Origin of the sequence: Bradyrhizobium sp. HKCCYLS3013 (assembly GCF_051167615.1) — a bacterium.
Taxonomy (GTDB): domain Bacteria; phylum Pseudomonadota; class Alphaproteobacteria; order Rhizobiales; family Xanthobacteraceae; genus Bradyrhizobium.
Window position 1 is genome coordinate 170,238 of record NZ_JBNPTK010000006.1, and the last position, 24,981, is coordinate 195,218.

Below are 24,981 nucleotides of genomic sequence, written 5' to 3' on the forward strand. Positions count from 1 at the left end.
CATGGCAAGACTGGAGGGGCATTGCCGATCTCATTATCAGGAAATTCTCATCGAGGAGCAAGCTGGGACCCGAAGCACGAGCTATTCAATAGGCAAACCTTCAATCCCTCACTCACACTTCGTCGCAACAGCCCCGGCGCACAATCCCGTGCACACACAATTTAATTGGCTTCCGATACCGACTCCGCTTGATACGGCCGAGGAGCCGCCGGGGAGTCTCGATCCACTTGGCACTCTAGCGCACGCCGAACGTCTGTCCGATGCGCTGCTGGAGGGTTTCACGGCTCGCATGTGGCGATGCAGGCTACTTACGTTCGCGACAGTCGCCGCAGTTGTGGCCGATCGCACCGTTACCCTTATGGGCGGTCGCGAAGATCTCCGGCTTGAGGCTCGTTTGGCATTCGAGCGACTGTTTGTCTCAGCTATCGTGCAGATGGCCGAGCGCGATCCGGAAGATTATGCAACCGCACCTCGTTCACTCCCCGGGCGCAATCGGGCGAGGAAGGCGCTGCAAGAAGCGGAGCCGCTCAGCACGTCGAACTTCCTGAAGGGCCAAGCGGTGAACGGCCCCTTCGGGGTCATCGCGCGTCTCGCGCGTCAGATGGGGTTGGTGGACGACGAAGGTCGCATGGGCCGCAATGCCATAGGGCTCGTCATGGCCTGGGCTGAAGACGAGGGACTTCCCGGCCTGTTCGATGAGGAATCCCGCGCAGAACGCGCCGGCGCACTCTGGATGGCCGAAGTTGTCAAGCGTACCTCTGCCTACATGGGACATCGCCAATGGCCGCATGCGACCCACACGATATGGAAGCTGATCGCACAGCACTTGAGAACGGATCAAATCGGACCTAAGGAGCAGCGTACCCTTCTGCAACTCCTAGACGGAACGACCGTTCGGCGGCGCGTCATAGGGCTGCTAAAAGATCGTGTCGCTATATATCGGCAAGCCTCTAGCAAAAGCGGTCTTCGCGGGAAACAGGAGCGTTTCGTTCTACTGCGCGGACTCAAACCCGCACTGCGAAACGAGCCAACCGATCGTTTGATTGCGGCCGTCATTGAGGCGATCGATTGCTATGAGGAAATAGCCGGCCTCTTCCAGCAGACGTTCGAAGGAATGATTTGGGGTCTTAAGTCGCGCGGCGGACGCGCCCGGCCTGAGGCTGTCATCGGCGATGATCGGCTGCGCCCACAATTCGAGAGAACCATCGCAAGCGTCACCCGCATGATCCCACGCATTGATCGCAGCATGGAGCAATTACGCAATCAGCCGTCAATTGACCCACTTCATCTCGTTAACCCGATGATCCGCATTCGGGACGACATGGTCGTGGCGAGTGGTTCTGCCGTCGACTTGACTACATGCGTCTTGCGTCGCCATGAACGCGTCCAGAGGGAAAAACGCAAGGCTCCATGGATCGAACGTGAATCACACTGGACTCTCCTGCCGGGAGAGAACCGCGTTGCTGCCGATGCCCCGCCTGTACGACAAGACGCGTACCTGCATCCATTCAAGATACCCAACGCTTACGCTATGCTCGCTGATCTGCGACAGGTTGCCGTCGAGGTACCGGATGCCGAAGAGTAAATCCGATCAACGTCGCACGCTTGCCGACAACTGGTCGCCACCAGTCATCGCAGAAATTGGCGAGATCGGGCATCCTCTAATTTGTGTGGCTTCGACCTACACTTTCCACGCGCCGTTCTTCGAATCGGAACTTCTACCACGATTTCTCGGGCTCAAGTTTGATGAGACCGAAGGCGTTCGTCCGTTCGTGGTTGAACGAGAGCAAGCTCTTGCTTCCACTTCAGTATGTGTGCTCGTCGATGCAGATCACTTCGATCCCGCTCAAACCACTTTGCGCTGGGACCAATTGTCAGTTCGCGTGCCGGGAGGAGCGCAGCACTCGAAAGTAGTCATATTGCTATGGGAGCATTGCGCTCGCCTTATCGTTGCATCTGCCAACATCACGCGGCCCGGCTACCGCAAAAACCGGGAGATTGCCGGCATTATCGATTTTTATGACCACGACAATTCTCCACCGCGCAAGCTGCTCCTGGATGCGATCGGTTTCATGGATGCCGCAAAGGGGTTCGTGCGCGCCTCGGACGCAGCAAAGAACCGTTTGCAGAGCGCTTTACGCGACGTCCGTACCCGGGTCCGCTCATGGCGCCGGATGCCTGCCGATTTCAGGCCGCTGGCTCGCCCCAGGGTCACTTTTGTTGGAGGCCTCCCAGACCAACGTGGAAGAGTTTCGCAGTCACCCCTTGGCCGCCTTGTCGAACTCTGGGGGACACGGAGGGCCTCCGAAGTAACCGTAATGACTCCCTTCGTTGCCGAGCTCTCTCATTCCATCAAGCCTGTTGTCGAGAAACTGCTCGAAATCCCGATCGCGCGAGATGCGATCGGGTGCCTTGTGGTGCCAGGTCATGCGAGCGAGATTCGGGAGCGAATGGTCGTTGGCATCCCGCGCACGTATCTCGAGTCGTGGTGCTCCTGCTGGGGCTGCACGGCGGACCAGGTATGCACCTACGTGGTCCCACTCTGTCGAGACGGCGAGCCGCTCGCCAACCGTGATTTGCACGCGAAGGGAATTCTTCTCGAAGGCGACGGTGCCGCGATGCTCCTGTGCGGGTCGAGCAACTTCAGCCAACATGGAATGGGTGTCGATGTCGCTAACGTCGAGGCCAACCTCTGTTTTTTGGACGATCCGGACGTCAAACGGGACAGGTTGCGACTCCACGAACGACTTCCGGTGGATTGGGAGAAGGATCTTTGCGAAAGCCCGATCTGGCCCGAGACCGCTGATCAGATAGAGGACGAACGCCACGGCACCGATCGGCCGCTGCCGGCGGCGTTCTTGTGGGGCATCTACGATCAGATCACGGCAGTGCTAGCGGTAGTTGTCGATCCGAGTTCCAGCTTTCCACGCGAGTGGTCCCTGCACTGGCCGGGTGAACGTCAGATCGATGCGGCGCCACTCGCACAGCACACTCAGTTTCCATCTCCACCTTCATCCGGCCGGATCATCCTTGAACTACCGGCTTCACTGCGCGGGGCGAACATAGCCGGCCTGCGCCTTGAGTGGCGCGATGACGATGGGAGCGTGAAAAGTGCCGTGCTTCCTGTTTACATCGAAAGTGGCGAGCACCTGCGTTCCCCCGAAGAATTCAGGCTGCTCTCAGCGGATGGCATTCTAGAATGCCTTCTCTCGGGCCGTGAGCCAGCCGAATTGGTCGACAAGTTGGACCGCGTTGACACCTCAAATCTGCAGAAGGGGATCATGCGGGAGCTAGATTCGTTGCGTGCGGTCGATACGAGCAGCTATCTAATATACCGTACCAGACGATTTGGCGCCGCTCTCAGTTCAATGGGAGAGCGTCTTCTGCGTACAGTGCAAACGCGAGAGGCGTTCGGATACCGCTTGCGGCAGGATCCGATTGGCCCGCGAATGCTCGCAGAAGCGCTTGTTCGGGAATGGAAAGAAAATACTGGCGACGCCGCAACTCTCTTATTCAATCTTTCTGAAATCAAGCTCGTGCTCGCGCACGTAGCCCGCAGAATTGGGGACAGACAATTGGCACCGCTGTTTCGAAAGACGGTTGAAGAAATTGATGGTCACTGCGCGCAAGTCAGTACGGGTTTTACGCCACCGCCCAACCTGGCACGATATCTTGAATCAGTGAGCGCGGAATCGAGTCGGTTGCTTTAGACTGCACAGGCGGGAGGGAGGGCAAAACTTATGGCAGTCGAATGGCCGTTTGCCGATCATATAATCCAATTAGGGGGCGTAATCAGGGGCACGACCGAAGCTGACGACGGCGAGCGGCAGCAGATCGAAGCTGACGACGGCGAGAGGCAGCAGCATACTGCCCGATCCATCTTGTCAGATCTCTCTACTAGGCCGGGCGTCATCCTTGCCGACGAGGTTGGGCTGGGGAAGACCTACGTCGGGCTCGCGGTGGTTGCTTCAGTTGCGTGCGCGACGCGAACATCAGGCCGGCCAATCATCGTGATGGTCCCGCCAGGCCTCGCACAAAAATGGGCGCGCGAGTGGGAGCAGTTCAAGACATTATGTTGCACGCGTCCAGAGGCGCTCTCCTGGATTAGACATGCCTACGTTAGGACGCCCACGGAGTTCTTCAGGCGCCTGAATGCGCCCCGCGCGCGGCGGCCGCACATCCTCTGGATGACCACGCGATGCTTTTGGGCAGGACTCAGCGATCCCTGGATCAAACTTGCGCTTATCCGACTGGCGCGCGCTCAAACGAAGCTGTCGGATTCGATGAAAGGTCGCTTGTTCAAATGGGCCACGAGCCTCGTGCGATTGAAATCCACAGGTCTTCGCGAAGGTGATATTGCGTGGCTGCTGTCACACCCGCTTTCGAAGTGGCACAACTACCTCTTACGAACTGGTATTCTCTCGGCGGGCAGCGAGGATCCCATACCTGCTGACCTGATGAGACACGCCGGGGAACTCGACTTTGGGGACCAGCGCGATCCAAAATCAGGCGAGCTATATCCGGGGCTTGCCACGCTGCTTCGGGATGGGACGATACCGGGTAAGACCGGCGCCGTTTCGTCGGTCACGGAAAACGAAGCACGCAGCCTAATCAACCAGGCCTGCCAAGCAGCGTACTGGCAGTGGATAGAGCGATCAAGTTGGCGATCACCTCTTCTCCTGATGGACGAAGCCCACCACGCAAAGAACGACAAGACTAAGCTGGCAAATCTATTTCGCTCGGAGGAGTCAATTCGTCTCGTCGAAGCCTCTCCCAACCCATCCAAGCATCCGCTGCTGTGGGAAAAATTCGATCGGATGCTGTTCTTAACAGCCACGCCGTTCCAGCTTGGTCATCACGAGTTGATCCGGGTGTTGCGGTCCTTCTCGGCAGCCAAATGGAGCGGCCCGAGTGCCCCGGAACGGACGCGCGATATGTTCCTGGAAGGGATGAACGAATTGGAAAAGCGACTGAGCGAGAACCGTCTGTCCGGTCGCAGGCTGGATCGTCTTTGGGGAGCCATGGCGCGCGAGGCTGTGGGGGCGTACCGATCCAATGATGACGATGAACAGGCCGCTTCCGCATGGTGGCATGCCGCTGAGCGCGGGGAATGCAATCAGCCAATCGACCGCGAACTTCTTCTTGCCGTCAACGAATGTCGGCGAACCAAAGCACGAGCCGAGAGCGACGCGGACGACCCCTGGCGCTCGCTTCGCGCTTGGGTCATTCGACATAATAAGTCCCGATGGCTTCCACGTGCGGCAGGGGGTCCGGTTGTACCAAGGCGTGCCATATATCCTGGGCACCGGATCTTAGAAGATGACGCCGACGGCGAGCAGCCACCAACGAAGGCGGTTGCGGGGCTCCCTCTTGCGGGAGAAGTAACGCTGCCGTTCCTGTTAGCAGCGCGCGCCCAAGGCGAACTAGCGCACGGCTCTGCTAAGGGACGAGCTTTCTTCGCCGAGGGGCTCTGCTCCAGTTACGAGGCCTTTCATCACACGCGCGAAAGTCATGGTGACTCTCGCGACGTCGATGATGATGGCGCCGAACGAGCGGGAACGATTGCTAAGGCAGATTGGAGCGGATCCGTCGTGCCTATCGGATGGTACGAAGACCAGATCGAGCATCTTATTCCATCCAAAAATCAACAGGGGGAAGCGCGGTACCGTCATCCAAAGATCAAGGCCGTTGTAGATCGCGCGATGAAACTATGGCTCTCCGGGGAAAAGGTACTCATTTTCTGCTTCTATCGTGAGACCGCGAAAGCATTGCGCGAACACATCGGACGCGAGGTTGAGAATGCTACGCTTGCACTTGCCGCCAAAAGACTTGGCCTCGATCCTAGCCGGCAGACTGCACAGCTGAGCAGCTGGTTTGAACGTATAGCACGGCGCCTCAGCGACGAAGACAGCCCGATCTACAAGGCGATAATCGCAACTTTACGCGAGCCGCTGGACACGAAGCAGTTTGAGGTATTGAGCTCGCGGGCAGACGAACTGGTGCAGCTCCTAGCGGCGTATATCCGCTCTCCTTCGTTCATTGCGCGCTACCTGCCACTAGAGATACCGGAAGTTCGCGTAGCCCTATCGGAAGGCGCCGCCCGAGCCTCGATCGTACGAGAAGGCGCCAAAGCGCTCGCCGGCGCCTTAACAGGAAACGCGGATGCCTCAGCCATGACGATGCAGAACCGCGTTCACGAATTCCTCCTGTTCGTCAAGGAGCTACATACCCGGAGGCAACAACAGGTCGCCTGTGAGGACGATGCTCCTTCGGATCAACTTGCCGATTATTTGAGAGCGATCGCCGTCCAAACCCGTGGGGAGGACGATGAAGCAGCCGGGGACAGCTCGACCTTCCGCGTGCAACAGCCCGTGCGCATGGTGTACGGCGAGACCAAACGTGAGACCCGCGAACGTCTGATGCTCGCATTCAACAGTCCAATGTTCCCAGAAATCCTGATCAGCAGCGCGGTTTTAAGTGAAGGCGTCGACCTGCATAGATTCTGCCGTTACATCATTCATCACGATCTCTGCTGGAACCCAAGCACACTCGAGCAACGTACAGGCCGCGTCGATAGGATAAGGTGCAAGGCGGAGCTCACCCGGCGGCCAATCGTGATCTATGAGCCTTTCCTCGCCGGAAGCGCCGATGAGAAAATGTTTCGCGTGGTCCAGGATCGCGAACGTTGGTTTCAAATCGTAATGGGTCAGAACTTCCAATTGGACGAGGCAACGTCGGAAGCATTTGCGAACCGCATTCCTTTGCCAGATGAGCTAGCGCGCAAGTTGGTCTTTGACCTCCGCCGGCACGAGCCCGGGGTCTATCATTTTTCGACTGGCGCGAGAGCCACTGCCAGCAACGAACACGTTGCAGCGATCTAAAAGACCAGCGCCGACGAAGAACAATTTGCTGCCGACGGTACCTGGTAGCTTGCGCTCGTCGCTAGAAAACACGACCGTGCCGACTCCTGAGGCATATCTACGCTGATCGGCGCTTACTGCTCTGATCCGCATTTTCTAGTCGAGGGAGCCTTCAACCTAAATCGTCGCAAGCTCAAAGAGCTAAAGGCGCTTATCCCCACCTACCTATTCAGGTGCAGAGATCAGCCTCAAATCTCGACGCAACGTGGCCGCGACCGCTGCCGTATCGGAAGTCCTTGCCTTCAGAACGCTCCCGATAGTCTCAGGGGGCAGGCAGAGCCCAAATTTAAGCGCCGTTGCTAGGTCGTCGGGTAATCTTGGATGTATTGAGCTAGGATCGATGTTACGCAATGCCTTCGCGACACCGTCCAGATCCTTGCTCCGGAGGGTTATAGTTAGATCGTCGGAACCGGTCACAGGCAGGCGCTGTGCGGTCAACCCTGCCGCAATCGACGCTGTCGCTGCACCACCCGCAAAAGTCCAGATCACGATACGACCGTTGGCAGATGCCACAACAGGAAGCGTATCCGTCTCAACAAAGGCGAGCTGATCCCGGATCAGCGCTAGTGCGGCTTCGGCGCGCCGCGACAATCGGCACGCAGGCTTGGCCCCCACCACAATGCGCTCTATCGTTCTGCAGATGGATTCAGACATCGCACGGCTCGACCCGAGCCAGCGCGAACGCCCGCCGCTGTCATACGGCACAACCACCACCAACCGAGTTCTCCAGTTGACGTCAATGACCTTCCAGCTCCTTCCTGCTAGTAACAGCACAGTAGGCTCGCCGGTGCTGGCACGCACGAGGCTGGCAGGATGCACGGTGCCGAGGTCTACCGATCCATGACGGACCAGGAGCAGCAGAGGTTCACTGAATGCAGCGACAAGATCGCTGAAATGCCGCCTTCCAAATTCCGCTTCGCCTTTGGCTCCCAGTCCAAGAACCCCGTTGTCCTCTGCCAGGATTCCTGTTTCGAACATATGGGTCACGATTGCAGCGCGATCAGCTTCCGGGACGGCGTGAACAACGTCCCCGAGCCAGACCTCAATGTCCGGCCATGGAACGCCGTGAAGCTGCAGCGCAAGCGCCATGACCTGCTGGGCAAAGATGTGAGCCGGGCGCGGGGGCGGCACAATAGAGTCGATCTTGCCCTCGCGCCACAAGGTCGCCAGCGCGAGACAGACGAGAAGCTCCTCATCGTCGGTCGCAAGGAAGAGACAGTTCCTCGTCGTACCGCTTCTGCGGCCTGTCCGGCCCATGCGCTGCAGGAACGACGCGACGCTCGGTGGTGCGCCAACTTGGATCACGCGGTCGAGGTCGCCCACGTCGAGCCCGAGCTCGAGCGTGGACGTAGCTACGATCACGCAGTCCGGCTCCTCAGCGAAGGCCGTCTCGGCTTGCCGTCGTTCGTCCCGCGATAGCGACGCATGCGAGACGAATGTTCTCACTCCAGCCGCCCGGAGGCCTGCTGCGACTTCTTCGACGCGCGTCCGGCTATCCGCAAACACAAGGCGACGTTCGCCACGATGAAGGCGCGCTATGACGGTCACCGCATTGCTGATCGAACCCACATAGTCGGCAGTCACATTGCCACTGGTCGTCGGGCTTGATGCGCCTACAAGGCGACCCTCGCGTTGCCTGGAGAACCACTGCAGGAGTTCGTCGGGGTTGCCGACCGTGGCCGTCAGCCCTATGCGTTGGAGGCGGCGCCCTGTCAGACGTTCGAGCCGCGCGAGCAAAAACATCAAATGCCAGCCGCGGTCATCGCCGGCGAAAGCATGTAGCTCATCGACCACGATGGCATGGACGTTCTGAAGCAACTGCACGTGATCGACCCGCAGCGAGATCATCATCGCCTCGATCGACTCCGGCGTCGTGAGGAGTATCTGGGGTGGATCCTGAAGCATGCGCCGGCGCGCCGGCTCACCAATATCGCCGTGCCAGAGTCCGACGCGCATCCCGAGGAAGCCTGCGTAGCGCTCGAGCCGCGGTGCGAGATTGTTCAGGAGCGCCTTGAGAGGGCAGACATAGAGCACCGAAAGACCATGCCATTCTTGCGCGGAGACGCGAGAAAGGAGTGGAAACATTGCCGCTTCAGTCTTGCCGCCCGCGGTCGGAGCAAGAAGCAAGACGTTCTCACCAGCCAATAAGGGCGCGACGGCCTCGGCTTGGGTCGATCGCAGTTCCGTCCACCCAAGCGTGCTGACGATGTGATAGCGCAGAGCCGGGTGAAGGTGGTCGAACGCCGCGGTCACGGCTAGAGCTCAACATCGTCGACGTCAGCGGCGCCTGCGGCCGCGCGCTCGGCCCCGGTCATCTCCCGTTCGTCAACCGTGGGCGCGTAATGGCGACGAGGGTCGAATTCTACGAATTGATCGACGCGGTCGAGCACTTCGGCCACGAGCTTGCGAAGGTAGAGGCGTGGCGCAACGCCCGCGCGCCCGCCGAGGCGTCCGGCGATACCACGAGCCAAGTCAACGAGGTACTGGTCGTCCACGATTGTTGTGATCCTGGCGGGATCCCGAGCCTGCTCTGCAAACAAATCGCGGACGCGACGACCGACTGCGGCCAGGGCATCGAGATCGAAGCCCGGCAGACGAACCTGGACGGCCCGCGGGTTGTCGAAGCGCGCCTCGGTAGCAAAGTCGGTGTGGAGCCGCTGTGCGAGCGGCGGAAGCCGCTGCACGCCTTGAGGTCCCTCGAAAAACGCGGTGGTTCCAGTCACGACGAGGTACAGCCCCGGATAGCGGCCGGCGTCGAGCTCGTCGAGGAGCTGGCGGAGTGCGTTGAGGCCCTTCTCGCGTGTGTCGGCGCGCATGCGTTGGAGCGTTTCGGCCTCGTCGAGGACAAGGACAAGTCCAGCCCTTCCGCTGTCGCGGAGGATGGTCAGCAAACCGGCAAGGAAATGCATTGCTCCGAATGCGTCGAGGTCGCCCTTAACGCCTGCACTCCGCTTCACCGGGGCCGCGACATTAGGCTGGCCGCCGAGCCACGCGATAAGTCCTTCCGCGAGCGCAGAGTCGCCCGCAAACAGGGCGCGGCGATAGGCACGGAGGACCGCCGAAAACGCTGGCGCAGTACGCGCAATGGCGGCGAGACGGCGCTCCATCAATACTTCGGTGGCCCCTGCCAGCGCATCGGCGTCCTTTGGATCGACGCGGCCCTCGGCGAGGATGTCCTCCTCGAGGGTGTAGAACCAGGCATCGACGGTCGGACGGAGAGCCCCTTCCGACGTGTCGGACGTGGCGAGGCGCTCGACAAGGCGCCGGTAGACCGTCTCCCACCGATGCAACGGGGTTTCGGTTTCGTTGACCTGAACTTCGGTAGTCGCGAAGCCCGCCGCGCGCGCCCGCTCCTGAAGCCAGCGAGCCATGAAAGTCTTGCCTGACCCGTATTCGCCGCGCACGGCCTTGAAAGCGCCACGCCCGCCGGCGGCAGCGGTTAGGTCGGCGTCAACGGCCGTTTCGAAGCGCTCCATTCCGACCGCAAAGGCGGCAAGACCCTCGTGCGGCACCGTTCCGCGCCGCAAGGCGTCGAGAATCGCCGCCCGCCTCTGCGCACCGATCACCGGTCACCTCCGAGCGTGAACTGCGCCCTCAGGAGAGCCTCGTCGAGGACGACGTCCTCGCCATCGTCCTTGAGGACTTGAGCCTGATCGACGTTCAGGACCCGTCGCGCTGCGCTGACGAGTCCGCCGAGCCGGAAGATCGGTATTTCCACTGCCTGGGACAAGCCGGCGCGCGTCATGCGTCCGCCACGCAGCGCGAGACTCGTCAGAAGGCGGCGCACGAGTTCGTCGGCTGGCGCCCCGCGGCCAGCGAGCCGGCGCTGTGCTCCGTAAGTTTCCGAGGCAAACAGGGCATCCAGCCAAGGCGGTGCGGGCACGGCCTGGACGCGCGGTCCCTGAATGGGTTCCGCCCTGCTTTGATCGGTGAACAAGTCGGCTTGGCGGGATTCCGCCGGCCGACGACGCGGCGCTGCAGGTGGAGTCTCGACGGCGGCTGCCATTAACTGAAGCGCATCCTCTCCACGCCACCATGCTGGTTCTGGCGGCGGAGCTTCGGTCCAACCCGCGGGTAAAATCCCCGGAGAGAGCACAGCGACCGGAACCAGTACCTCCTGCGGGCTCACCCCGCCATGATAGCCATTCCGCCGTGCCGCGAAACGGACCCGCTCGCTCCAGGGAGCAACGATCGAATGCCCGCCACTGGGCGAGCGAACTCGGCCACCCGACAATGCGATCTCATTTTCTCGCGGGGGCGTGCCTGCAGAGCGCCAACGAGCGCTAGAATCCCCATCGAACTGGGTTGTCCCCTCATCCAGCATGTGGCCGTGATCGCCGGTAATCACAACGATACGCCCGGCACCGCGAGCTGCATGGAGAAGGGCATTCACTTGCCTGAGTCCTTCCGCCGTCCATGTGAGGTCTAGCTGATCGCTCCCAGACAGCTGCGCGTCGACGGCGTTGTGCACGACACCGACGATGCGTTGTTGCGGGTCGGCGACCGCGCTTCTTACCTCGTCACCTAGATCCGGGCCATTTCCAATATCGGCCTTGTGAAACAGCCGGGGCGGGCGACCCGCCCGGGATTCCGCGACCAGGGCCGCATGGGAGGCAAAACCGGTCCGCTCCCTGGCTTGATCGCCGATCGTCAGCATCCCGCACAGCAGGCTTGCTCGCGAGACTTCGGTCACAGATGGCAGCGCAGATGCAGCAATAAGAGGGCCACGTCGCGACGTCTGCACCAATTCTGACCAGCCGAACCCGACCGTATCGGCGAGACCGCGCCAAACGGCGAAGCTCAATCCATCCAGGACCAGGAGAAGAACCGGGGCTTCACTGGCCAAAGGAGCGACCACCGTGTTTAGCAGGCGCTCGACGGGCAACGGCACTTCGCCTTGGGCGCCCGTAGCGTTCCACTCGCCAAGCATCGCCGCGAAGGCGCGGTTCTGCTCCTCCCGCCTTGCCATAGCAGTCTCGGCGAGCCGGGCATAAGCGGCAGCGACGTCAGGGAGTACATCGCCCGAACGGATCGCGTGACGCGCGCGGTCAACGAAACCTCCGTCAACAGCATACGCCACGGAGGCTTCCGACATATTGCGCCAGGTCGTGGCTGGCCGGCCCGCGAGCCATCGAACCAAGCGGGCTGCCATCATCAGCCGATCAACACGACTACGATTCTCTCCAGCTCGGTCGTGAGTGTTCGCACGGCGCGCAAGATTCCATGCCGCGGCAGCATCGTCGACCCGCCCCGTTTCGGCGGACCGAAGAATTGCCGCGGCAGCCTCCTGCATGCGCCCATCCAGTCCCACCTGCAGTGCCGGACTTAGCGCAGCGGCCGCATCGGCGCGTATTTCTGTCAAAATCGCCGCGGCGCGTGCGTCGATTGCCCGGGCGGCGTCAGCATCGTCTCGGGCCATGCGGTCGAGCACCCGCCGGCCGGCCTCAGCCAAGGTGCGCCCTGCGCCAGGCTCCACCCGCACGCCGCCAAACAGCGGTTCGAGTCGGACAGCGGCCTCGCGCAGCGCTTGCTGCGGGTCACGCTCGCCGAATACAACGCCGCATGCCAGCGCGACCGGAAGCGCGTCGGAACCGCGCCCCGCGGCGGTCGCCGAGAGCACCAGGCCCGCCGCATTGCCTCCCTCGGCGGCAATGCGGGCCGCCACTGCATCGCGGGCTTCGTCGGGCAGCCGTGTGAAACGGTCGACGCCGGCCGCGTCCAAGCTCCAGTCGAGCAATGCAGCAGGATCCGCCCGGCCGTCTGGCAGACGCAGAACGCCGTTGAGCGCCGCTTGCCACGCACTTTCGAGATCGAGCACGCCGCCTGCGGCCGGTGGATAACCTCCAATCGGAGCCCGATCGAGAAGCAGGTCGGCGAGCCATCGATGGACACGCAGCCTTGGGTCAACATCACGGGCCCGGAAGGCGCCACGAAGTGCGGTCCATCGGTCGGTCTGCTCGACGCGCGCGCGAGGAAAGCGGGCTATAACATCATCGGCCAACGTTGCCGTATCGAGCGGTGTCACCACGACCACGGCAGCGCCATCACTCTCGGCCTGATCGAGCCGTTCCCGCACCTCCAGTTCGGATGGACACCATGCGATGCGGAATCGTCGCCCGTGCCGCTCGATGGTTTCAGGCCACCCGCGTTGAACGGGTGAACGCATCGCGAGAGTTCTCGCCTCGGCGTCCTTTTGCAGGAGACCGTCGATCGCGCGTTCAATTTCGGCGACATCAGGGGCCAGCAGCGCGCTCACCCGCGATCTCCTTGTCGGGGACGTGTCAGCCGCCATGAAATCGTCAACTTGCTCGCAGGCTCCATCGCCATGCGCTCCCGGAGGGCATCCAGCTCCGTCAACGCTTCTGCCGCGCTCAGCACAATGTTCGGCTGCTCGGCGAGGAGTTCTTCATCTCGGGCGGAGGACAGGGAAGTCGGTTGCGGGGATGATGGGGCCGGCGGTGGCTGAACTTCCCCTCGCCCCGTATCCGCCAGCAGCCGCGTTGCTCGGTCTTGAACGTCCCGGATCACTGGTTTCAAGGCCAATACGTGCTCGTCGGCTTCCAGCGCCTCGGCGAGCTTCTCGCGCAATCCCTCGGCTGCCGCTCGACGATGGTCGCCAAGCCCAATCGCGGTCTCGATGATGCCCCAGGAGGCAACAGATACGGCGCCGCGCAAATCGTCGATTGCGGCCATCAGCCGAGACACCGCAGCCTCGCTGGTCTCCAGTCCTGCGGTCGCAAGCGCTTCCACGGTCTTGAGGGGATTTGCGGCGCCTGTGAGATCACTCACTAGGGCCTGAGCAGCGCGGATCGTCGTCAGCCGCGGTGCCGTCTCAGGAACGCCAAGAGCTTCTGCCCGAGGCCGGAGGTCCCGGAGCAAGTCGGCAAGCTGACCGCGCTTCGCAGCTGCCTTCTCCTTCAGCTCCGCTGCCAGTTTGGCCATGTTCGAGCCTTTGCGCACTTCGCCGGCCACCAGCCCAAACAGTGCGGACGCTCGCTCGCGCGCTTTCGTCCATGTGGTTTCGTCGGGAAGTGCTTCTTCGCGTAATTCAAGAGCATCTTCGATGCGGTCGAGGGAAACCTGAGCCGGCGTCCCATTTCGCACGAAGGTCCGATCGGCCTGGGCTGCGAAGGCAAGGATCACGAGGTTCTGCACCTTCGGCTGGAGCCCCATGGGCTTCGGCTCGTCCATCCATTCCCGGAGTTTGTCGACAGTGAACGGCCCGCCGCCCGCTCGCGCATGTTGTCGAGCAAAATGCTCCGCCCAGTATGACGACAGAGTGAGGTGCGTCTGGCTCATGACGCCGAGCTGCAATGGCACTGCGACAGCGCCCAAGTGTCTGCGATCAGCGTGATCCTCGATCAGAGCCCGCTGAGTGGGTTCTCCGGCAGCCCGCTGTACCTGCTCCAGCACGCGTCGGAGAACGGTGTCACGGACTTCGCCCTCGAATTGGGGATGGGCCGGATAGCGATGCTCAAATAGCCGGTCAAGCAAGGCGGACACTGCCGATTTCATGTCAGCGCCGACTGGCATTTGTGGGCGGAAAGTGCCCTCCAAAGAAACGAGCCGCTCGTCGGCCTCCACTGCTGTTCCAATGCAGCCATCATTGTCGGGGCGGATGCCGTAAGCAGTTTCCAGGCAGGCGCGAATCCGCTGGTGCAAAGCGCTCTGCTGGCTGCGCAAAATGGCTCGTGCCTGCTCCCGGTCACCGGCGGAGAGATGCCGCGCCGCTTCGACCAAACGATCGCCGGCGCCCGCAAGAAGGTAATCAATGCGGACGAGTGTTCCGAGATCCTTCATGGCGCGGTCGCTGAAATGCGAGGGCTGCCAGACGACGCCGCCAGAGGCATTATCTTCGTTGAAATTGCGTGCATGCGCCAGATGATCCGCTGGCGGCCGTCCCCTCGGGTCGAACGGCATTCCGAGAACCAGCACAGGCGCCCCCCGTCCGCGGAGGCGATCATAGCTGAGTTCCCGGACCACTTCGAAGTAGAGATCGACGTTACGCCGTGTCCCTCGCCAGAGATGCTCGTACGCCTGGAATGGCTGCCCACCAAGCATTGTATTGTCGGCCGCGATCCCCAACGCATCGAACAGGATCCGCTGCAGCTTGCTTCGGCGCGTTCCGTCGTTATCGGCTTGAGCCGCATTGGCGAGAATGGGCTCAATGTCCACTCCGCTGATCTGCAGCGAAACAATTGGGACCTGGTCTTCGCTGACGCGGATCTCGCCAACCCGTGTGGCCCAGTTGCGCAGTTTTTGCAGCACAATGCCGGTCTCGCCACCCCGGACGGGGGACACGACAGACCCATGGTTCAATGCCGCTAACCGCTGGGCCGTAAGTGCCCGTAGCGCAGGCACCTCGGGAACCAGCGCCGCGAGCAGAAGTGTCTTCAAGAGCCGCGCATCGTTCTCAAAGCGCCGCCTTATCTGCGGGTCGGCTCGGCCCTCCTGCAGCTCCTGCCACGTCACCCCCTGCTCCTGCTCCAGCAGCGGCTGCAGCTTCTGATTCCAGAGCTTTCTGGCGTTGTCGAACTGGATGCGCATGCCTTCCGAGAACGGCTGATCGCCTGTAGCTAGTTCGTCCCAGAGATCGCCGACTGGAATCAAGTCGCCGAGTCGCAGTTCTTGGCGCTTTTTCACGAGCAGGGTGAGCATCAGCTTCAGAGCGGTGCGCTCGCGCTGGAGCACGGAAGACGCCGCGATCAGCGCCTGCACCAGTGCCGGGCTGAAAGGATAAATCTTCCGGAACAGGTCGCGTTCGCCGTCCGACCCCAGCAGCGTGTCCACCACGTCCTGCCGTTGCCGCATAACGCGATCAAATTCGGCATCTATCTGCTGTTCCGCCGTCACATCTTTCGGGGCCAAGATCCTCTTCTGCGCGATCATGGGAAGATTTCGGTCAGCCAGTTTCACACTGCCGAAGCGCGCTTCCCAGTATTTCAATGTGTCAAGGAAGCGAACCTCCATCGCGCCGGCATGATGCTCACCGATCAGCTCGCGCAGATCACGCTGGCGGGCAACGAATGAGATGATCGGGATCGGCCGATCGAGCCTCTGTGCTTCCACGAGCTTTGAAAGTTTCGACCCTTGATTAGAAACGAAATCCACGTCACCGGCGCGCGTCGCCAGCCACAGGATCAACTCGTCGAGGAACAGCACCACAGCGTCATAGCCGAGCCGCCGGGCGTGCTGGCTCATTACAACGAGTCCATGGTCAATATCCAAGAAAGCCTCGCCGCGAGCGGCGGCGACATCCGCGTAACTTTGGAAGAACGTGGCGATGAGGTCGCCGACCAGGCGCTGACGTTCCTCGCCTTCGGGCGGCTCGGCCGCAGCTGACTCGAAGGATGCAGCATCCCATTCTGATCCGAGATCGCCCCAGCCGTCGCCGTCGTTTTCTTTGCCCAGGTTTAACTGCTTGAAAAATGCCTCGTCACCTATTTTCGTCCGCAGACGTCGTGCGTCATCGAATAGCGCCTCACCGAGATAGAATCCGGGGACCGGAGCGTCGGGATGAACTCGACGGACATGGTCGGCATAGCCGCCGAGAATGGCTGTTTCGACGTCGCGCGCCCCGATCATGTGATAGGGCACCATCAGGAAGCGCTTGCCGCTCAGAATTGTTTGGTGCCGGTCGACGGTACCAGCCAACTCCGGCACTGCGCGCGCCTTCACATTCCCTGCAAGCAGCAGGTCCAGCACGGCCATGAAATGCGACTTGCCCGAGCCGAAGGAGCCATCGAGGTAGCACGCTGCGCTGCGGCCGCTGTCGACACTGCCGCGGATGAAGCCGAGAGCCTCGTCGAACGCTTGGGCGAGCTGCGGCGTGACGATGTAATTCTTGATCGTTTCTGCGGCGGCGGCTTCGGTCACGCCCTCCGACAGCTTGAGCACAAAATCGTTGGTCTGGACCCGGTCCGGGATGTGAATCAGGTCGCGAAACAACGGGCGAGTGCTGGTGTCGTTCATGGGGCGGTCCTCCGTCGGCGGGCGCGTCGGACTGAAGCTGGAGGCGTCCAGGTATGGAGATCATCGAGGGTCAGACCGAGTTCGCGTGCCTGCTCCTCAACGTAACCGAAGAAGAAGTCGCCCATGCGCAGGCCCGTTTCGGGGTCAATGTCGTTGTGCCACTGGCGAAGCCAGGGAACGAGTTCGAGAAGCCCGGCGAGCAGCGGCCTCAACCGCTCCGCTGGCCAGCCGTCCGTCTCTCGGCGTTCCACGTACCAGGCGGCGACGGCGCGGGCGCGGGCAAGATGGTCGTGGCCAGCCCACAGGACGGGCAGGCTCGGGTCGGCATCGCGGGCACAGTGCGGGAACGAGACGAAGCGCTCCTTCGGGACATCGAGTCCGCCGCGCAGGCGCCAAAAATTCTGGGACTGAAAGTCGTCCTTTTTGTACTTGGGCGGCACTGGGATGTCGCCGACCTCAGATTGCTTGCGCCGCTTTGCCTCGGAAGCGATGAGAGTATCGGCAGCCTTCTGCACGTCATCGTCGGCGAGTCCCGCGGCCATTCGCGCTGCGCAGGCCTCCCCAGTCTCACCTTCTTCGCGGGCATTCATGCGCGCCCATGCGGCGCGGGCAAATTCGCCACGGCGCGCGACTACGTCGGCGTCGATCGCGTCCTCGACTCGCTGCTTGTCCCAGGTCGCCTCCCAGTCCGCGTGCTTGCGCAAACCGCTATCCGCATAACGGAGCGCCGCGAGGAACGGTACGGATTCGGTCGTTGCCAGTTCCGCGACCAGCGCCTCTAGATCGAACCCCGTGTGGCCCACGTAAAGCTCGGCGACAGACAGGAAATCGGCGTCACGCCTTGTGGCATCGGCCAGCGCGCGGGTGGACAGGATGTGCGGGTCCCCGGCCGGCCAGAAGCGTGCATTCTCTAATCGGTCGAGCAACCAGACGCGTATTGCGTCACGCTCAATATCCTCCCAACTCGGGGCTGACCAGCGGCGTTTATACTCCGGCTGTTCGATAAGGCCGATGGCGGGGTCGGACTCAATGAACGCGATGCGACGTTCGACGACATCGCGATACTCCGGCGGCCAATTGGTGGGCAACTCAGTGATAGGCGTCGACCGATGGCGTTCGAACCATGCGGTTTGCAACTCGCCCGCTGCCATGCGGCGGGCCATGACGATCTCAAAGGCCCTTTCGCCCAGACGGAGAGGCGGCGGATCGTTATACTGAGACGCGCTCTCAAGAAGACCGTAAAGGCGGTAGCAAGCCCAATCTAGTTCTTCTTGCAACGAGAGCATGCGATTACGGCGCTCTTCAGCCTCGGTGCGAGCTGCGGCCAAGTTCTTCCTCGTCGGAAGAGACGAGTTGAAAAGCTGCTGAGGGTAACAGGAGGCTATACGATCTGCCTCGTGGTGCAACGCACGTGCGAGTGCGACCGGGAGCTCGACGGAAATTGGAAAGCGCTCTAGCTTGGTCCCATTGAAAACGAAAATTCGATCCCAGTACTCGGTTTTTAGGCCTCCTCCAATCCCGCCACCGCCTTTGTTCGCCATCACTTGTTTTTGCCAAAATCCGCCTATTGACGAATTGAGCACACCCAATATCCCAAACTGATCATCATTTGAAATCGAACGATTCAACTTAATGATTGGCGCGGTGCGATCGTATACGTACCCTTCGTTCAATAGAGTAAAATGATTATGCGTTGTTATTTCACCTAGGGTTATTGTGGGGCCTTCAAGACGATCTATAGCGACCTGATGCCACTCCCACCAAGGGCGCCCCTCCTCAAAATAAGTTCTCTGATTGAAGGTGGCACGATTGCCCAAGCTCGTGCGAGCGGGCCAAAGCCAGCGCCGAATTGCCGGAAGCTCACCTATGTCCAGCAACTTCTGCTTTTTGTATGGAAATATGGCGCAGTCCGTCGAAACTAGACCCCAATCCCGTACTGCGTCACCCACGACGAGTTCTCGAAGCGCTTGTGGCTCACACTTCGCTCTTCGAAACGTAGCGTGATCCGCGAGCATAATTTCGTCGGCGTTTGTCATCCCGAATACCCCGATAGCAGAAGTAAAATTCACCAGGGGCTGTCGGTCTGCTTCTATTATCGATTGCACCTCAACCGCACCGCCGCCTCCCATATTCCAAGGGTGCCGACTGAGCAAAGCGCGAGGTGTATCTTCAGTGCTGATAAGCGGGCCACTGGAAGAAGCGAGGTCGGTCTGACGCAGGATAGCTAACCACACAGGCCCATTACTCGGGTCATTCGGAATTTCTGGAGCACCTGAAACGACGCGGACAGTGCGAACAGTCCCGGCGACCGGAGAACGATTGCGGCCGAGCAGAATGGTTGTTGGGGTCGTGTGACCAGGTATGTAGGCACTAGATGTATCGATAACGTGGGTTAGATCCAGCCGTGGCAGCACTCTCTCAATTAACTTCTTTCCGAATTCCCTCTTCATGAAGCTATTGGCAACGATCAGCCCGACGAAACCGGCCGGCTCCGCCTCGGTTCCCTGCTGTGCCAAATCGAAGAAACGTTCGATAAACGGCGCACCGAGTCCATACTTTCCATGAGCGCTCTCGTAAATCTCTCGGTAAGCGTCCCGCATCGCTGCATCTTTCGGCGTAATATAAGGTGGGTTGCCCACCACAGCGTGGTACTGGCGGCCGAGGATCGCGTTAAGCGCTCCCGTATCCTCCACGGCGTAGTGGTGACGCAGTACGCGTCGGAAACCCTCTTCCGTCCCACCCAGTTCACGTTGCGCGAAGTGCCGCCCATGCAGCAAGCTATCACCCGTGGCAAGATGGAGACGAAAATCTGGCGCGGCTGCAAGCCGTGTTACACCGGCCACTCGAAGAGCGGCCAGAAGCAGCCGAAAGCGCGCGATCTCCACAGCGAAGGGGTTCAAGTCAACGCCTGCTACACCATCTAGCGCCTTCTGCGCCTGCGCCGCTGGGGGCATATCCGGCGCATGTCGTCGCCATTCCTCAAGCAGGCGGAAGAATCCGCCGAGCAGGAAGTGCCCCGAACCGCATGTCGGGTCGATCATCTGCACCTGCGCGTACCCGAATTCCCGTATCGCGGGGTCGAGCGTTCGGGAAAGGATCCAGGCCTCCACAAACTCCGGCGTCTGCAGCAGGGCGAAGCGCTTGCGCGCCTCCTCAGACAGATCCTGATAGAGGTCGCCGAGGAAGCGCGTGGTCCAGTCGGAATCGGTGAAATCGTGGACGAGTTCGCTCGTTTCCGCCGAGCGACTCCGGAAAAAATTGAACAGCGCGATAGCCCCGTCGCCTGACACGGGAAGCCGGAACAGCGGATTGTGCGCCGGGTCGAACAGACCGGCCAAACCGGGCAGGCGCGCGACTTCGGCGAACACGGCCAACAGGTACTCAGCATCGCTATCCTCCGGCCGAGTACGGAACCAATCGCGCTGGCGGAGCTGGGCGATCTCCAATCGTTCGCCGGGACCGGCAATGGCGGGGCGGTCGAGCAGGCCGTTATCTTCGAGGAAGCGCAGAAAGATGATGGCGAGGATCCAGTGCACAGCCGCCTGGTCCAGCGCCGCGCTGAAGAACGTATCGAAGGTATCAGCGGTGCGCTTCGTCTCTCGCGCCTCGCGCCACTCGGCCTCGAGCGCAGCGCGCCCGGCGGAGGCACCATGATAGCCGCGCAGGTCCGATTCGAGTTTTTTCCGAAGCTTCTTTAGGTCTTCCAGCAGCCGCTTTGCATCCACCATTGTCTAGCCCATTTCTCGCGACTGCACTTCGCTCTTCCAAGAGAATGACGAAGGCCCGAATTTCCCACCGTGTACTTGAACAGGTCGGGACAGCTCTTCGTACTTTCGGCCCCTGCTAAGCGGCACTGCGGCCGCCAGCTCGGTGCGCATTCTTGAGCCAAGAGTCCGTCAATCGAGTCCAGTTCGCCGCAGATATGACCGGCAGCATGGATCCATCGATCTGCGGTGGCCCATGCTCAGCCTGAGGAATCAAGAGCCAAATGCTTGGGGGACCGCCGGCCGCACCCGAAGCCTGTGAGAAGTCGACAAGCATATCGATGAGTTCGTAGCGCGCTATGAGGCCAGGGCGTGTCAAAAGTGTTGGCGTGCGCAGACCAAGCACCTCCTCTTTAACGCGCGGCGCGGAACGCGACGCGAGGCGAAGGAGATTCTTGAAATCAGCGCTATCTCGCAAGCCCGCATCGGCGGCGAGCGCCTTCGGCCACTGGACGCGCCTTGCCTCCGCCTCCGCTCGCATAGCACGAAGCATCAATCTCTCCAGGCTGACCTGCTCGCGCGGAAAGCGGCGAAGAAGCTCGACTTCGGCTTCGCGCGCATGACGCGGATCGACCGTCAGCGCGAGGAAGAGACCTCGATCAGCGGCATACGCGATCTTCTGTTCGATGGCCCTCGCGTCGAGGACGTCCGGCGTCGCGTCAGGTGCCGGGGCGAAGGTCGGATGGCGATTGACGGCGATCGTGCCTGTGCTGGTGTCGGACACAGTCGGACTGTAGTAACCCGCAGGAGCGCCGGGTGGCTCTCGCCAGATGCGGTCTGCATCGGCCTCTTGCAATAGCGCATCGAGTTCCGGCCGCCCCGGAAGCGGGGATGCCTCGGGAAAGCGGCCGCGGACGCGGGTCCTGATGTCTTCTTCCCCCAAGACGTCTGCCACGGCGAGCGTGCCGAGCGCGAGGCGTAGTGCTGTCGCGGCCGGCATGCCGCGAGGATAGAGCTCACCCCGAGCCGAAAGAGCTGCACTTTTGGATGCCGCAACGGCCAAACGGAGACGACGGTCCGCGGCAAGTGACTCCGCCCCATCCGGAATAGGCACGATGCCAAGCTCGTCGTCCACACGGCCGGGACTCGGGAGTGGATCCTCGACCGCGAGCGCATCCGCGCGGCGCGCGAGGCGACGGCCGTATTCGGCAGCTTCCGCGGACTGAGCTATCAGCGTTGGGCAGTCATCGGCCTCCGTGTAGGCCGAAAACCGAATGGATGACACGTTGGCTTCCAGTTCGACGACCGCACGGATCGTCCCGCGCGCACAGCGATATCGTTGCCGTTCGTCGTCTTCGACAGATCCGCGAGAGGCGAGCAGCTGAGCCGCCAATTCATCAACTGATGCAACGCCGCCCACGGCAGACAAGAGCATCGCGATCTCGTCGCGAACGGCATTCAACTCAGGATTTCTCCGCCAACGCTCACGGGCGACCTCGATGGCGTCAGCGACGGCGCTGCGCGCCGTACCGACCGCGACGGCCACCTCTCCAGCGTTGGGCCACGGCGGTGCATCGTCATCGATACCGAGATAGTAGGCAAGAATCCTGTCTTCCTGGCGCTCGTCTCCGGCAGGGCGGCGCGGCAGAAGCTGCTCTGCAAGGCGGTCCACGCTCGCGCGTCCGCGATCATCCTCGGTAATGCCCCCGGGGACGAGGTCGGCTCGGAGCTGCGCAAGCCGCTTGGCTCGCTCGCGGATTTCGCGCCGGATGCGGTCACCCACCCCTTTGAGATAGCGAAACTGGAGCCGCGGAACGCCGAGGAGTTGATGGACGGTATGGATACCCATCTGGTCGAGGACGGCGCGCGCCTCGACTCCGTACCCTACTTCGACGATGCTGCTGGTGCGATCGAGCCGACGAGCGATCACTTCGATGCTATCGGTTGATATCGCGGCGCGATCGAGGGGCGAGAACGCTTCGCGCCATGCGCGGAGCATCTCTTCGGCGTTGCCATAGCGCTGGGCGGGATCGCGGCGAAGCGCGCGCAAGAAAAAGGTCGTAAGACCGTCCCGAAGCGCAGGATCGAAGCGATCCACCGCGATCGTCGCCTCGTCCTCTATAAGACGAGGATCCGTGAGTCCGTCACCGAAGCTCGGAGGCGTTGTCGTCAACATCTCGTGCAAGGTCACTGCGGCCGCGTATCGCTCGGCATGCAGATCCCAACGGGGAGGTCGGCGATCCGGCAAGAACGGTTCGAGATAGGGGCGGGTCCCGGCCGTGATTGTTTCGAGAGGAGCGCGCGAAAGAGAGAAATCAAAGAGGACTAGTCGGTAGGCACCGCTTCCGGCCACCTTTGCGATCCCGATATTGTCCGGTTTCACGTCGCGATGAGCAATCCCCTCCTGTTCGAGGTACTCGATGGCCGAGAGGAGATGCTCGCCAAAGCGACGCATGAGGTCCAGCGACAGCGGATCGCCTCCACGAATCCACTGAGCGAGCGTCTTGTCTCCGGCGCGTTCCATCAGAATGGCCGGGCGACCCGCAATCGTGATCTCGGCGATGAACCGAACGATGTTCTGATGGTGGAGGCGACGGAGAACGTCCGCCTCTGCACGAATCCGATCGGCGTGGGCGTGGTCGAGCGCGACCTTGAGGACCAGCTCTTCGTCGGAACCGTCGCGCACGACGACGAGGACATCCGCGCTGCCACCGCGCGGGAGTCGGCGCTTAACGGTCAACTCGCCTTCCAGTCGTTCTCCAGGATTGGCAGTTGCGGGGTCGACGGTGGCCGCGGGCGTCGGCTGGGGTGGCAGCGCCTCCTCCTCGGCTTCCGCGAGATAATCAAGAAATTCCCGCGCATCCCGCGGCCGATCGCGAACCACTGGCGCCGTGGAGACGCGCACCATCTCCTCGAGCCAACGACCCGCACCGTTAATTGCGCCGGAAAGCAGCAGCCCGTTGCCTTCGCGCAGCCGACCAGGCAGGTCGAGCGGATTGGCTACGGGAGCGCGGCCGGTAAGAATATGGTAGGCGATGGCTCCAAGCGAAAAAACATCGGCGCGCGCCGCACCTTCATCTCCGGTCGAAGCAGCCTCAGGGGCAAAGTAAATCTTAGCGCGATCAGCGAGATGATCCTCGACGTGCAGGGTCCCAATCGTCATGGCCGCGCCCACGCTCGTTCCTTCGCCTCGACTGGCCACTTGCCAGTTCATGATCTGGAGGCGCGGCACGTCGCTCTCGATGTCGCGCACAAGAATGCTTTGCGGTGCTAGACCTCGATGGAAGAGCCGTTTGCCATGCGCGTAAGCCATCGCCTCGCCGAGTTGGCGAATAAGGCCCAAGCGCTGCCCGAGAGCGAGGCCGGCGAGCTTTTGGCCGAGATATCGATCCAGGCGAACGGCGTTGGGATCGTGTTCGAAAACAAGGGCGGGGCCGAGCTCCGCCTCACGGTAGTCGAGAACACGTTGGATGCCAGCGTGCTCCACGCCCTCCAGAATGCGGAACTCGCGCTGCGCAGTACGCGCCAAGCGATCCCGTGCCTCGGGGGTGGCGGCACGCGCATAAGGATAGATGCGAACGCGTCTGTTGACGCCTGTCGCCGTGTGGCGCGCGGCAAAGTCCTGCCAGTTGTCGCCCTCACCTAGCAGCTGACCCAGTTCGTAGTCGCCGACGCGACGGCCGCGACCAGGTGGCCGAATTCCAGCCTGCTCGATCGCCTGTACCCAGGCTCGGATTGCCGCCGGGGCGGCGGGATTACCTCGTGACAGTCCCAGTTCCTCGGCGCGAAGAAGCGTTCCGATGACTCCGGAGTCGTCGGATGAACCAGGGGACCCACGGAGCACGACCCGCTTTTCGGTACCAGGATCGAGCACGGGACGCTGACGAACTGCGGACAGGAAAATGAGCGGCTCGATCCAGGGCGCAGCGCGCGGGCCGCCTCGGTCGAAGATTGCCTGTTGTCGGCGAAGGACCGAGGCGAGACGCTTCGCTTTTCGGTTGGCGAGCGGCAACGGGTTGTCGGTCGTGACTGGACGCCCCTCGGTAGTCCATGTCCAGCTGTAGGCATCGCCCCGCAGGTTGCCCGGCCGCGATTTCACCTCGATCAGAACGAGGCCGACGGGGGTGAGGACGAGGGCATCGACCTCGTTCACCCGCCCCTCGTCGTCGATGAACTCGAAATTCGACCACGCACGCCACGGCTCGTGATCAGGCAGGTGGTCGCGCAGGAAGTCCAGCGCTTCCCGCTCCCACTCGAATGTGGATCGGCTCACCGCCGTCCAACGTCCTGATTTCATTGAAATATCTGAGTGCCCTGCCGACGTTGCTCCCACTATATTCGATCGGTTGGCGTGACGGGAGGGAGAAATCAGTTGGAGACCGTGG

Annotated in this window: 9 protein-coding genes; 3 read left to right on the top strand and 6 right to left on the bottom strand. The window is 61.6% G+C overall.

Annotated elements, in window-relative coordinates:
• Position 1: 1 nt before the first annotated feature.
• Genes ACQR1F_RS13620 through ACQR1F_RS13630 form a run of 3 tightly spaced genes read left to right on the top strand, consistent with a single transcriptional unit; the run spans position 2 to position 6,881 of the window.
• A complete protein-coding gene (locus ACQR1F_RS13620) occupies positions 2-1,585 on the top strand; it encodes a hypothetical protein (RefSeq protein WP_434913278.1) in 1,584 nt (527 codons plus the stop codon).
• Complete coding sequence (locus ACQR1F_RS13625) at positions 1,572-3,710, top strand: hypothetical protein (protein WP_434913279.1); 2,139 nt, start codon at positions 1,572-1,574, stop codon at positions 3,708-3,710. Before ACQR1F_RS13620 ends, ACQR1F_RS13625 begins: the two co-directional genes overlap by 14 nt.
• Before the next feature lie 30 nt (positions 3,711-3,740).
• Positions 3,741-6,881 carry a helicase-related protein gene (locus ACQR1F_RS13630; RefSeq protein WP_434913280.1) on the top strand — a complete coding sequence of 1,047 codons (3,141 nt, stop codon included), beginning with the start codon at positions 3,741-3,743 and terminating at the stop codon, positions 6,879-6,881.
• Between the two features lie 204 nt (positions 6,882-7,085).
• On the opposite strand, the gene ACQR1F_RS13635 is transcribed toward ACQR1F_RS13630, so the two are convergent.
• From ACQR1F_RS13635 to pglW, 6 genes are all read right to left on the bottom strand, one after another.
• Positions 7,086-9,173, bottom strand: coding sequence for a DEAD/DEAH box helicase (locus ACQR1F_RS13635; RefSeq protein WP_434913281.1), 2,088 nt, complete (start codon positions 9,171-9,173; stop codon positions 7,086-7,088).
• Between the two features lie 2 nt (positions 9,174-9,175).
• Positions 9,176-10,486, bottom strand: a complete 1,311-nt coding sequence (gene brxD, locus ACQR1F_RS13640) for a BREX system ATP-binding protein BrxD (protein ID WP_434913282.1) — start codon at positions 10,484-10,486, stop codon at positions 9,176-9,178.
• Positions 10,483-13,176: a BREX-2 system phosphatase PglZ gene (gene pglZ, locus ACQR1F_RS13645; RefSeq protein WP_434913283.1), complete on the bottom strand. Its 2,694-nt coding sequence runs from the start codon at positions 13,174-13,176 to the stop codon at positions 10,483-10,485. The genes brxD and pglZ overlap by 4 nt, the downstream gene beginning before the upstream one ends.
• Complete coding sequence (locus ACQR1F_RS13650) at positions 13,173-16,892, bottom strand: hypothetical protein (protein ID WP_434913284.1); 3,720 nt, start codon at positions 16,890-16,892, stop codon at positions 13,173-13,175. Before ACQR1F_RS13650 ends, pglZ begins: the two co-directional genes overlap by 4 nt.
• Positions 16,889-20,620, bottom strand: coding sequence for a BREX-2 system adenine-specific DNA-methyltransferase PglX (gene pglX, locus ACQR1F_RS13655; RefSeq protein ID WP_434913285.1), 3,732 nt, complete (start codon positions 20,618-20,620; stop codon positions 16,889-16,891). Before pglX ends, ACQR1F_RS13650 begins: the two co-directional genes overlap by 4 nt.
• 115 nt (positions 20,621-20,735) lie before the next feature.
• Positions 20,736-24,893, bottom strand: coding sequence for a BREX system serine/threonine kinase PglW (pglW, locus tag ACQR1F_RS13660; RefSeq protein WP_434913286.1), 4,158 nt, complete (start codon positions 24,891-24,893; stop codon positions 20,736-20,738).
• Positions 24,894-24,981 lie beyond the last annotated feature (88 nt).